Source organism: Bradyrhizobium sp. S3.7.6 (assembly GCF_054061875.1).
Map to the genome: position 1 here is coordinate 7070673 of NZ_JBSSEQ010000001.1, position 11401 is coordinate 7082073.

11 protein-coding genes are annotated in these 11401 nt (G+C 63.9%); 2 read left to right on the forward strand and 9 right to left on the reverse strand.

The window, feature by feature from the left end; all coding sequences use genetic code 11:
* Genes ACVJ5M_RS34490 through ACVJ5M_RS34510 form a run of 5 tightly spaced genes read right to left on the reverse strand, consistent with a single transcriptional unit; the run spans position 1 to position 6740 of the window.
* A complete protein-coding gene (locus tag ACVJ5M_RS34490; protein WP_231144469.1) occupies positions 1-1815 on the reverse strand; it encodes a putative porin in 1815 nt (604 codons plus the stop codon).
* A 52-nt stretch (positions 1816-1867) separates the two neighbouring features.
* Positions 1868-2587 carry an energy transducer TonB gene (locus ACVJ5M_RS34495; protein WP_231144468.1) on the reverse strand — a complete coding sequence of 240 codons (720 nt, stop codon included), beginning with the start codon at positions 2585-2587 and terminating at the stop codon, positions 1868-1870.
* A 9-nt stretch (positions 2588-2596) separates the two neighbouring features.
* The gene (locus ACVJ5M_RS34500; RefSeq protein ID WP_283018560.1) at positions 2597-3001 is read right to left on the reverse strand and encodes an ExbD/TolR family protein; all 405 of its coding nucleotides are present in this window, start codon (positions 2999-3001) and stop codon (positions 2597-2599) included.
* 4 nt (positions 3002-3005) lie between these two features.
* On the reverse strand, positions 3006-4946 hold the full coding sequence (locus ACVJ5M_RS34505; RefSeq protein WP_425364295.1) for a DUF2341 domain-containing protein: 1941 nt from the start codon (positions 4944-4946) through the stop codon (positions 3006-3008).
* A complete protein-coding gene (locus ACVJ5M_RS34510; protein ID WP_231144467.1) occupies positions 4947-6740 on the reverse strand; it encodes a ShlB/FhaC/HecB family hemolysin secretion/activation protein in 1794 nt (597 codons plus the stop codon).
* A gap of 178 nt (positions 6741-6918) precedes the next feature.
* Between ACVJ5M_RS34510 and ACVJ5M_RS34515 the strand changes: the two genes are divergently transcribed.
* Both ACVJ5M_RS34515 and ACVJ5M_RS34520 read left to right on the forward strand, forming a co-directional pair.
* Positions 6919-7707, forward strand: coding sequence for an RNA polymerase sigma factor (locus tag ACVJ5M_RS34515; RefSeq protein WP_456679587.1), 789 nt, complete (start codon positions 6919-6921; stop codon positions 7705-7707).
* Between the two features lie 16 nt (positions 7708-7723).
* Positions 7724-7921 carry a DUF4880 domain-containing protein gene (locus ACVJ5M_RS34520; protein ID WP_354122549.1) on the forward strand — a complete coding sequence of 66 codons (198 nt, stop codon included), beginning with the start codon at positions 7724-7726 and terminating at the stop codon, positions 7919-7921.
* A 48-nt stretch (positions 7922-7969) separates the two neighbouring features.
* Here the strand turns inward: ACVJ5M_RS34520 and ACVJ5M_RS34525 are convergent, their stop codons facing one another.
* From ACVJ5M_RS34525 to ACVJ5M_RS34540, 4 genes are all read right to left on the reverse strand, one after another.
* Positions 7970-8824 (reverse strand): lytic transglycosylase domain-containing protein, encoded by an 855-nt coding sequence (locus ACVJ5M_RS34525; protein ID WP_231144465.1) that lies wholly within the window; start codon positions 8822-8824, stop codon positions 7970-7972.
* Positions 8824-9342 (reverse strand): hypothetical protein, encoded by a 519-nt coding sequence (locus tag ACVJ5M_RS34530; protein ID WP_231144464.1) that lies wholly within the window; start codon positions 9340-9342, stop codon positions 8824-8826. The genes ACVJ5M_RS34525 and ACVJ5M_RS34530 overlap by 1 nt, the downstream gene beginning before the upstream one ends.
* A gap of 59 nt (positions 9343-9401) precedes the next feature.
* The gene (locus ACVJ5M_RS34535) at positions 9402-10580 is read right to left on the reverse strand and encodes a polysaccharide biosynthesis/export family protein (protein WP_231144463.1); all 1179 of its coding nucleotides are present in this window, start codon (positions 10578-10580) and stop codon (positions 9402-9404) included.
* A 357-nt stretch (positions 10581-10937) separates the two neighbouring features.
* The gene (locus ACVJ5M_RS34540) at positions 10938-11150 is read right to left on the reverse strand and encodes a hypothetical protein (protein WP_231144462.1); all 213 of its coding nucleotides are present in this window, start codon (positions 11148-11150) and stop codon (positions 10938-10940) included.
* Between the last annotated feature and the right edge of the window lie 251 nt (positions 11151-11401).

Genomic DNA, 11401 nt, shown 5'->3' on the forward strand with positions numbered 1-11401 from the left:
TCAGAACCTCGCGTTGAGATCGAGCTGGACGATGTCGACTTTGTACGGCAGGCCGGCGATGTTGTTCGCGCTCATCCAGCGCACCGAGCCCCAGATGTTCTCGCCGAGGCCGACATTACCGCCGATGAAATAGCCCTTGAGATTGGTGCCACCGAGGCCGAAGTCGGAATCGACGAACGCGTCAACCATCGCGTCGGACTCGAGGTACTTGTAGCCGACATGCGCGTTCCAGTCCCAGAGATGCTTGATCTCCTTGTTGCCGACGGCCATGCGCGCGAGCCAACCCTGATTGCCGCCGTTGTACACGCTCGCGCTGCCGTCTGTCGTTGAGCCGAGATTGTTCACGGCGACGGAAGCGACTGCTGCGCGATCGAAGGCGGTGTTCCAGATATATTCTGCGTCGAGGATGACGTGGATCGGATTGAACTGGGTCAAGTCAAGCTGAGCACTCGCGACAACGGGCCGGAAATCGCTGGCAAGACCATAGTACTGGTAATCAAAGGTCTGCACCGGGATCGGCACGTCTGGAATATTGCGTAATCTCATATAGGTGTTGCCCTTCTGGGCAAAGCTCGGGCGAAGGAGGTCGGTATCGCATGTGTCGCTCGCCAGATACACAAGACACGAACTCGACAGCCGCCCTCTCACGTTCGTGAAGTCGTAGTAGGCGACCGCCATTGTCAGATTGGTTTCGGCATCGAACCTTGCGGCGAACCCCGTCTGCGCGCCGAACAGCCACTTGTCGCGGCTCGGTAGCTTGACCGGTACGACATTGTTGCGCTGCAGATCCGCGATGTTCAGGCCGGCGTTCAGATCGGTGTTGAACACCGGAAAGGCACCGCCAACAAAGAACGGTGTGAAGCCCTCGTCGATCTCATGTTTGGCTTGCACGGCAAAGCCGTCGAAGCCGAGGTCTTTGTACCAAACCAGATCGGTAGGCGACCAGAACGGATTATCGAACCGGCCGACCGAGGCCACGACATCCTGCACGGGTTGATACTTGACGAACGCACGATCGAGCCACAGCGCATATTTGGAGAAATTTCCGCCATTGCCACCGAACGTCTGATTGGTCGAGACCGGAGAGCTATTCTCACCCGTCGCGATCCTCAGACCCGCGGTAAAGCCATCGAACAGATCGATGTCGGCACCAAGCCTGGCCCGGAAACGGAAACGATTGCGATCCTGCGAGACATTGTATGACGGCGGGAAATAGGGGTTGGGCGGGGCGTTGCTCTCCTCTTGGAATGGCGACCCTGTGTTGATGGCGCTAAAATTGGTGAGCGGCGCATTTCCGGCCGGGAAATAATCTCCCTCATACCGCGCGCGGATGTCGCCGTAGAATCGGATCCGCTGCGCCCATTCCGGATATTTGCCGGGCGAAGCCCAATTCTCCTTGTGGGCGCGGTCCATCACCTCGGCCCTGATCTCCTCGCGCAACTGCTTCTTGACGATCTCGGGCACGTAAGTGACGCGCTTGGTGCCGGGCGGCGACGTTGCGTCGGCAGCGCTCGTCGCCTTCTTCTCCGCGCCTTCCGCTTTGGCCGCGGCGTCGCGCGTCGCCTGGCGGGCGACATAGGCTTCGTCGTCGGCCTGCTTGACCAGGACCGCGGCCTGTTCCTCGCTCAACGTTCCCTGCTTCACGAGCAGATTGATCAGATTGACCGTCGCGTTCGATGAAGGCGGCGCGTCGCGCGAGACGGTCGGACGCTTGCCCTGCGGCATCCCGTCGTCCTGCGCCGCGGCGGGGACTGCGAGCGCAAGCAGCACCGCTGCCGTCGCTGCCAGTTCTCGCGTCTTCATTTCACGCCACATGACATCACCTCTTCTGCTCTCAACTCACTCACAGTCACTCGTCTCACCGCACTCACCCCCGGTTCTGGCCCGTGAGGCGGATGATCATCGGCATCGGCATGTCCTTTGGCGGCGGCTCGCGTGCGCGCAGGCCGCCCACCACCTGGTCGCGGATGGCCACGTCGAGCGCACCGTCGCCCGTCGATGGCGACAACTGCACGCGACTGACCCGGCCCGAACTGTCGAGCCACACCCTGGCGACGGTGCGGAACGCGGCGTCGCGAGATTTTTCATTCGCCTGCAGTCCCGCGTCGATCTGCGATTGCAGCATGCTCGCGTACCAGCCGAAGCGGCTGTTGCCGCCGCCTCCGCCGCCCCCGCGTCCCTTGCCCTGTGCAAAGCCGCCGCTGCCCGGCCCGGTGCCGAGACCGAGATCCGGCGGCCCCGGCGTCGGATCCGGTCCGGCATCGGGCGGCGCGTCCTTTGGAATGTCGACCGGCTTCTCCTCGACGACATCCTTGACCGGCGTCTGCTCCATCACCTTTTGCTCGGGCTGCTGTTCCGGCTGCTGCTCGGGCGGGGGCGGCGGTGGTGGCGGAGGCGGCGGCGGTGGAAGCACCATCGTCACCTGAAGCTCGTTCACCTTGCGCGGCGGATCCTTGTCGCCACTCATCACCATGATGACGACGCCGACCACCAACGTGATCACGACCAGCGCCGAGCCGCCGAGCAGCAGATAGCGCCGCCATGCCGGCGGGCCGTCGTCGTCGTTGCTGTCGTCGTCCCACGCCATCGTCCAGTCTCATCGCGCCGACGGCTTGGTCGCCATGCCGACCTGGGTGAAGTTGAGGCGGCCGAGCAGATCGAGCACGTCGACGACGTTCTGGTACTGGGTCTGGCTGTCGCCGCGCACGACGATCGGGAATTCGGGCGTCAGCGCACGCTGCTGCACCAGTCGCTGCTCGAGCTCGGGCAGCGTCACGGGAATGGTGTCGAGGAACAGCTTGCCGTCGTTGGCGACCGTGATCGCCTTGGTGGTCTGCTGTGCGAGGCTCGGCACCGCGCTCGCCTTCGGCAGGTTCACCTTCATGCCCTGCACGGTCGCCGTGGTCATGATGATGAAGATCACCAGAAGCACGTAGGCGAGATCGAGCATCGGCGTGATGTTGATGTCGTCGTACGGCTTGCTTTCGGACTGGACTTGCATGGGTTCACTCCGCCGCCTGCTTCACCGGCTCTTCCGGCAATTCGTAGGACTCAGCGATCCGCGTGATGAACTCATCGACGAAGACCTGCATCTCGCTGCTGACATCCTTGATGCGGATCGTCAGGTAGTTGTAGGCAAACAGCGAGGGGATCGCGACGCCGAGGCCCGCGACGGTGGCGACCAGCGCGGCCGCGATACCCGGCGCAATCGCATTGACGTTGACGTCGCCGCTGGCCGCGATCGCCGCGAAGGTGATCATGACGCCGACCACTGTGCCGAGCAGGCCGAGGAACGGGCCGCCCGAGATCGCGATCGTCAGCATCACCATCAGGCGATTGAGGCGCTGGCTCTCCCGCACGTAGCCACTGTCGAGCACGGCGCGGATCGACTGGATGGCCTGCGGCGACAGCCGGCGGTAACCGCCACCCGCAAAGCGGCGCCGGATCTCCTGCGCACCGGCCGCGAACAGGCGGTAGAGCGGCGCGGCATGGACCACCTTGCGCTGCTTCTTGCCGAGCTCGCCCCCGAAGCTTGGATCGTTCTCCTGATTGTCGAGCTGGAGCAGCCCGCCGATGTCGGTCGAGGTCTCGCGAAAATGCTTGAGGAAGATCGTGTTACCGGCCGAGACGCGGTTCAGATACGAGATGCGATCGACCATGACGTACCAGCTGATCAACGCCATGATCCCGAGCAGGCCGATGACGACCCAGCCGTCCAGCGTCACCGAGCGCAGGATCACGCCGAAATAGCCGCCGCTGAACCAGCCCGCGTTCTCCTCGTCGACGCTGAAGGAGATCAGCTTGGCCTGGTCGGGCCCCTGCCCGACCGCCGACAGCTTGATGAAACCGGCCGAACGCGCGACCTTTGCGATCGCAAGCTCGTCGACGTCACCGGCAAAGCCGGCGGCAGAGCCAGAAGGCGCGGCTGCGGGTGGCGTCGCCTGAGCCGCGTCGGCTGCGGGCGCGGCTGCATCCGCGGCGGGAGCTGCCGCGGTAGCGGCGCGACCGAGTTGCGCCACGCCGGTCATGGTGGGCAGGGCCGCAGCAAGCGTCGCGACCTGGTTGCCGTCGACGTAAAGGATGATCTGAGCACCCTTCGCCGTGAACGCGACCTGGTGCCAGGTCCCGGCCGCGATCGCCGTCCCGCCGGCGGCACGCTGCGTGTTGCCGCCGCTCGTGACCTCCACGAACGCCACACCGTTGTCCAACCCAACCGTCAGCCCGTTCGCGCCCTCGTTACGAGAGAACAACACTGCGCCCGGCTGCGGCGCAATCATCTTGATCCAAAGCGACCAGCTGAGTTCACCGCCTTCCGCGGTCACGAGCGAGGGCGAGCCGGGAAGCGTAAGCGCAGTCTGCCCATCGAGGCGCGCGCCCTGCCCGATGATGGCGCCGTCAGCAGCCGGGACCGCGTTCTGGGCGGTGTTCGCCCAGGCGGTGATGTCCTGCGCCGGCGTCGAGCGGTCGTTGAAATGATAGACCAGCAGGGTGTCGGGATCGTAGGTGCCCTTCGCGTCGACCGCGGTCGGCGCCTTCTGGTTTCCGTAGTAGAGCCAGATGTCGTTCTTGGTCCCCGGCTTCAGGTCGGGAACGCCGACCCAGACCAGCGCTTCGCCGAGCAGCGAGTCGTATTTCTCGACATGGTGCTTGAGCGGCGTCTTGTCGTCGCCGGCAACGAAGCGAAGGTCGCCGCCGTCCTCCTTCGCCCCACCGAAGCGAAAATTGCCGACATGCAGACGCACGAGAATCGGCGTGGTGCCGATGGCATCGCTGATCCCTGCGCCGGACGGACCGGTGTCGATCGTGATCTTCTTGCGCAGCGTCCACTGATCGTTCCACCACGCCGCCGCGGGCGACGGCCACAGTGCGGCGAGGAAGACGAAGGCGAGCATCACCGGCGCGCTCAGGCGAAGTCCGGGGCGTGATCCAAAGCGAAGGAGCGACATCTAGAATTCTCCCCAGACCCGAAAGCTGAACCGTGGATGATTGGCGACGGTGACCTGCTGGCTGGTCAGCGGCATACCGACGAAAACAATGCTGTTGAGGTAGCGAAGGGTCTTCATGCGCATGCCGACTCCGTAGCTTGCGAGGTCGAAATGCGATTCCTGATCGATGAGCGGCTTGTGGATTCTGGTATTGCCGCCGTCGGCGAAAGCGAAGAAACGAATGTCGTCGAAGGCGTTGTACTTGATGGATTCGCCGAGCGGATTGGGCAGCTTCTGCTCGAGATATTGTGCGAGATTGGGCGTGCGCAGCTCCAGCGTGCCGGCGACGCCGTAATCACCGATCACCTCGGATTCGAGATAGCCGCGCACCGTGTCCTGTCCGCCGAGGCTGAATTGCTCGCTGGACACCAGCGGCTGATCCGCCGCCTGTCCCTGCAGTTTCGCGTAGAGCTGGAACCCGCCGGCGAAATCCTGAGTGTGCGAGATATCGGCGTGCAGCGTGATGAAGCTCGCGGTCGCGTCGAAACGCTTGGCGTCGAACTCGTCGCGGCTGGAGCCGATGCCGCGCAAGCCTGCCGTGATCGTTGCGTTGAGCTGCGTGAGCCGCCCCTCGCCCTGCCAGGTTGCGCCGTAGGTGCCGACGAGCGGCACATAGGTCACGGGCGAGTCGAAGGCATCGGAGCCGAGCTTGAGCGACTGCTTGAAATCCTTGTAGTCGATCCCGAGGGACAGCGTGTGGAACAGTTCGCCCCTGGACGGCAGCGTCAGCACCGCACGCCCACCGACCACCTGGCCGGGACCGACAACGTTCGAGCCGCCGACGGTCGCGACCGAGCTGTCCGAGGTCAGGCCATAGACGAGGACACTGAGCCAGTCGATTTCGGTCCGCGCCAGGTACGAACCCGACACGACCATGGCGTCCTTCGGGTTCATCGGCGAGACCTGGTACGTCCAGGTCATGGAATGACCGAGCTGCCAGAGATTGTCGTAGCGCATCGAGATGCTGGTACGCAGCGGCGTGGTGCTCGGGCTCTGCTTGTTGTTCAGCTCGATGCTGCCGTGGAGCGGAAGCGTGTCCTCGATGTTGAGATCGACGTCGACGGTGCCGGGCGCGACGCCTGCTCGCAGCGCCGGCGTGACGCGCCGGTCGGGCCAGCGGTTCAGCGCGACGATGTCCTTCGTCACGTCCTGAAAATTCGGTAGCGTTCCTTCCTTGAGCGACGGCGCAGCGCTCTTGACGTTGTCGAGGTCGAAATAACGCGAGCCCTTGACGCGGAGGCGTCCGACCCGGTTCTCGGTAACCTTGAGCACGACGAAGCCGCGCTGCGCATCCTGCTGCGGCACGGCCACGCTGACGGTCTGAAGGCCCTTGTCGTGATAGGCCTTCTCCACCGCGGCGCGGGCCTTCTCGACATCCTGCGAGCTCTTGTCCGGACCGAGGAAGGGATAGACCGCAGCCTCGATCTCGATCTGCGGCAGATTGTCCGCGCCCTCGACACGATACTCGTCGATATCGAAACGGGTTTCCGGTGCTGCCGGCTTGGCCGCCTCCGCCTCACTCTTGGCCGGCTTGGCGTTTGCGGGCGCAGCAGCAGCGGGCTTCGCCGCAGCCGGCTTGCTCGCGTCGGCCTCGGATTTCGCCGCGGCCGGCTTCGTGCAGATCGCGCAGATGATCAAGCCGCAGATGGCGAGACGCGAGGCACATGCCGCATCAGACCGACCACTCCGCACAGCGCGCAGCGGCGGCGGCGCATGACGGCGCGCGCCATTATGATACAGACGACGCGAATTCACCTCAGCCTCGATATCATGCTCGCATTGCAGACGCCCTTCGGCGACCGCAGCGTCCTTCGGACAGCCCGAAACCGACCGAGACGCCGGTCTGCGAGGGCCTTATCCGATAGACGTTGCGCGCGCAGGCGCAGCGAAAACTTTTTTACGATGCTCGCGACACCGCTCAATCGCTCGTGTGATGATTTCACGCAACATAACGCCACTATCACTCGATGCCTGTTACTCGATAACATTTCGTCACATTACCGTTGTGCGGCCTTACTACCGTCCGGCCACAAATTGGGGACTGAGTGAAGTGGGGCGTAGCATGACCATCGACAGCATCAGCAGCTTGCGGACGCTTCTGCTCGCAGAGTATGTCGACTTCGATCGCAGGTTGACGCGCCGACTGGGCTCCTCGGACCTTGCTTCGGAAGCGCTCAACGAAACCTACCTTCGTCTCGAAGGCATGCGCGAGCTTGGGCCGGTGCGCAGCCCGAAGGCTTATTTATTCCGCATCGCGCTCAATATCGCTGCGGACCGCCGCCGCGCCGAGAAGCGCCGCCTCACCGTCGACGAGGTCGATGCCCTGCTCGAAATTCCCGACGACCGGCCCGACGCTGCGCGCGTGATCGAGGATCGCTCCGAGGTCAATCTGCTCAGGCACGCAATCGCCGAGCTTCCCGAGCGCCGCCGACGCGTGCTGATGCTCTCGCGCATCGACGGCATGCCGAACCGAGAGATCGCGGCCCTTCTCGGCGTCACCGTCCGCACTGTCGAGACCGACCTCAAGCAGGCAGTCGAGCATTGCGCTGATCGTCTCAAACGTCCCGTGCGGACCAAATTCGGTTTTCAGCGTCCAGCTTCGTCTTACGTACATAGATATGCCGATCGCGAGCATCCGCTCACGCCCGGCGTGTGCCGGAAAGCGCTGGATCGTGACGAAGCGAAGCCATCAGGTCGATCACTTGGATCCCTTAATCCGTGAAGCCCTTTCATGGATCATGCGCCTCAAGTCGGGCGAGGCGACGCTTGCAGATGCCGAACAGCTTATGGACTGGCGCGGGCGAAGTTCCGCGCATGAAAATGCTTTCCGCGATGCGGTAAAGTGCTGGCGCGCCATCGGCCAGGCGCTTGCAACCGGCCGTCCCGCGCCGGCAAGCCGGCGGCGACGCGCATCGAAGGGCAAAGCGCGCACCTAATGCCTCAGGCCTGACCTGCGAGCCGCAGGTTCCTGCTCCTGCAGCCTGTCAATGCAAATCAGACGGCGTCTTGCGGTCGGCTACGCTGCGCAGGCGCGTGTTCAGAGCAGCGAAATTGATCGTGCTCCCCCCCGTCAGGACGCGACCACGTGCGGGCGCGCTGCTTGCCGAAGTCCGTCCGAACGTCGGTGGTGGAACGGAGCCGGTGACGGCGACGCCGTTGGCCGCCAGATGCGCGCGGACGCGCGTGCAATACTCGACCGACAGATACGAGAATCGTGTCTCGCCATGGCCGGCGCGATATTTCATCGTCGCGGTGCAGAGATCGCCGTTGGCCCGGCGCCAGGCACCGGCGAGATAGCGAACGCCGTAATGCACGTTGACCTCGGGCGAAGCCAGCTCCGCCGGCGTCCCGGCAAAACCCATCATCCGTGCAGTCGGCAGCATCACCTGCATCAACCCGACTTCGCCGTCCATGCCGACCACGGCGGGATTGTATCGGCTCTCGACCGCCATCACCGCATCGACCAGCGCGGGCGGCAGGCCGAAAGCCAGCGCTTCGCGCTCGACCAGTTGCCGGTACTCGGCACGGCCAGCGCGCCAGTCGCGGCCGAACATGGCGCTCGTGCGGTACGTGAAATTGGCAAGCAGCGGATTTGCGGGAGGAAAATCGGCGGCGGTAAGCGGACGCGGCGCAAACGGCTCCAGCGCCAAAGGCTCCACTGCGCCATCATCAGCATCGTCCACAGAAGCCGCGACGTGGCCGATTTCGGCCTTGCTGCGCTCGTCGTGCTTCTGGGCGCGCGCCTCGCCGCTCGCGACGATCAGCAGGCACAGCGCTGCGACCCGCCACGACCAGCGTATGCTTCGACTGGCTTGCAGATGTGAAGCGGATCCAGGCATCAGCGGTGCGGCGGCACGATGGTAGGAGCGGATGGCCTAAAGGGAACGGCCGAACGACCGTAATTTGAGCCATATTGCTGGCGAATCGCCGCCTCGTTCGGGTTGCCGACACGCACGTCGGACGAGCGCGCGTCGACCGGTGGCAGGTTGAGCGAAGGATTGACCTTGTTGACCTCGCGCTTGAGTTGCTGATTGATGCAACCGAACGCGCTCTCGTTTCCGATCTGCACATCGACGCAGCGTTCGTACGTGGACTTCGTCGCCTGCCCGCCGATGATGGTGCCCTGCCGCTCCACCGGCGGATTGCCCGGATTGGCGGATTGCGCCCCCGCACCTCCCGCCGCCGCGAGCGCGACGAGACCGGCCGCGAGAGCGTGGCCACCCGTGCGCGCGGACCAATACAAAACTCGGCTCATAGCCCTGTTCCTCCACCAGCCGGCAGGTTCGTTGGCCGGGCCGCGGGCGAGCATTAACATAATTCGATATCGTCGAATCGTATCCTGCACGATGAGTAACATTTGCGGTCCCGCCGTCAAGGCGCCTCCTCCGCCTCCATCATCGGAATGCCCGACCGGCTTCACTGCAAGACGGTGGTCGTCGAGGAGGTCGGCCCCGGGAAGCGGATGTTGTTGACGAGGCTCACTCCGCTCTCCGCGGTCACGAGCGCCGTGTTGATGAAGGTCAGAACCTTCGTGACATCCACTTGCGCAGCGTTAGCGGCGTAGAGCACGTCGAACGGACGCATCGATAGCTTGGTGGCGATGAAATATCCGGCCGGATCCTGGAAGTTGACGTTGAAGACGATCGGCACGGAATCGCCGTCGAACCTGGAGCAGTCGACGCCGAGGCGCTGCGCCACCTCGCGCGGCTCGCGGCGATAGAGGAAGACCGATGCCGGATCGGCCTGGAGGTCGAGCAGGCCGCGCGCCTTCGCGACCGCTTGCGTCAGGTTGATACGCCAGGCATCGAAATTGAACTCGCCCTGCTGGCCGGTGGCGCCGAACGCGATGAATTTCATCGGCTCACGGTAGAGATAAAGGCGGTCTCCAGGCTGCACGAAGGCGTTGCTCGCCGGGAAATAGACCAGATTGCCGAACGGCACCGTGGCGCGCTTTCCGCCGCGCTCGAGCACGACCCACGTCTCCCAGCCGGCGCCGCTGATGCCGCCCGCGCGCGTGATCGCGTCGGTGATGCGGTCCTGCGCGCCAGCCGACGGCATGGGGAATCGCACCGGCGTCCTGACCTCGCCGAACACGCTGACGAGCGAGGAGCGCTGCTGGCTGGATGTCACCACGACCTGCGGGTCGATCGCGCGTTTCTTGATCTGCGCAAGAATGTCTTCCTGAACCTGCACATTGGTGCGGCCCGCGGCGCGGATCCGGCCGGCATAGGGCACCGTGATGTTCCCGTCGTTGTCGACGGCCTGATCGGGCAGATTCACGAAATTACCCGGGCGCACGCCGGCTTCCAGCGGCACGTAGAGCCCGCCCGCCGCGGCCTCGAAGATCGTGACGCTGATGACGTCGCCTATGCCGAACTTGATGCTCGAGGGCGGACGCGTGTCCGCGAGATTTCCCGATAGTCCGTTGGGCTCGTATTTCTCGAGCACCTGCAGGACCTCGGGATTGAGCTTGACGACGGCAAACGGCAGCACCGTCGTGTTCTCGTTCCTGATGTCGAGACTTGCCGGCCCTGACATCGGAATGAACCCACAGCCGCCGAGCACGGCCGACGAGATCAGGCAGCATGCGATCAACAAGAATTTCCGAAATCGCATGACCGTTCGTTTCACACCAAGCTGACGCACACCTGGACCGGCTTGCGGGACGCCTCGCGGCGGAGCATGCCTCCCGCGCCGCCGGCGCAGGTGATGTGCGGTTCCTGCTGAGTAGACGCTCCGCGCAACGCATCTGCGAAAACGAGCACGGCAGCCGACGAGACTTCAGGGCCACAAATCCCGCGGGCGCCGCCGCGCGTTTCGCGCGCGGCCGATGAACCCGACGGAATCGGTCAACCGAACGTGTCACCGCCCCCGCAGCGATCGCTCGGGTGGATCGATTGCTCAAATCGGCGAAGACGCGGCGCCCGGCGGCCGAAAAGGCCCCGGATCACATCAGTTCGAGGACAACAGCTCACGCAGGCGCGCGAGCTCGATCTGAGTTTCGGAGACCATACGCATCAACAATGCATTCTCGTGCTCGAGATCTCTGATGCGGCGAAGCCGGCCGTCCGCGTCCTGTTTCAGTCCAAGATCGTAGACGTTGGCCTTCAATCTAGGCAGCGCGGATTCGGAGCAGACCGGTTCGGTCGGATTCGTCGCGCGCATTTCAACCCCCAAAACAAAATTACAGACAGGCCGTCTCCAAAATGGGACGGACAGCAGCCCACTGCCCGCCTCCCAGAAGCCTGTTGCCGACCTTGTAGGTCTGTTTCTTATCGTTGCTGTGACCAATCCTAAACAAGAAGTCAGATTTCTGGACGAAAAGCGTTCATTCGGTGGCAGGTGTGCTCAGCTTGTCCGGCGTCTCGCTCAATCGTGATGGATGACGGCGACACGGAGCTGTCGACCGCGACCGC

Bases quoted from the DNA above. Each gene is read 5' to 3' on its own strand.
- ACVJ5M_RS34500 (WP_283018560.1), bottom strand. From the start codon at position 3,001: ATGCAAGTCCAGTCCGAAAGCAAGCCGTACGACGACATCAACATCACG.
- ACVJ5M_RS34520 (WP_354122549.1), top strand. From the start codon at position 7,724: ATGCGCCTCAAGTCGGGCGAGGCGACGCTTGCAGATGCCGAACAGCTT.
- ACVJ5M_RS34515 (WP_456679587.1), top strand. From the start codon at position 6,919: ATGATTTCACGCAACATAACGCCACTATCACTCGATGCCTGTTACTCG.
- ACVJ5M_RS34505 (WP_425364295.1), bottom strand. From the start codon at position 4,946: ATGTCGCTCCTTCGCTTTGGATCACGCCCCGGACTTCGCCTGAGCGCG.
- ACVJ5M_RS34490 (WP_231144469.1), bottom strand. From the start codon at position 1,815: ATGTGGCGTGAAATGAAGACGCGAGAACTGGCAGCGACGGCAGCGGTG.
- ACVJ5M_RS34495 (WP_231144468.1), bottom strand. From the start codon at position 2,587: ATGGCGTGGGACGACGACAGCAACGACGACGACGGCCCGCCGGCATGG.
- ACVJ5M_RS34530 (WP_231144464.1), bottom strand. From the start codon at position 9,342: ATGTTACTCATCGTGCAGGATACGATTCGACGATATCGAATTATGTTA.
- ACVJ5M_RS34540 (WP_231144462.1), bottom strand. From the start codon at position 11,150: ATGCGCGCGACGAATCCGACCGAACCGGTCTGCTCCGAATCCGCGCTG.
- ACVJ5M_RS34525 (WP_231144465.1), bottom strand. From the start codon at position 8,824: ATGCCTGGATCCGCTTCACATCTGCAAGCCAGTCGAAGCATACGCTGG.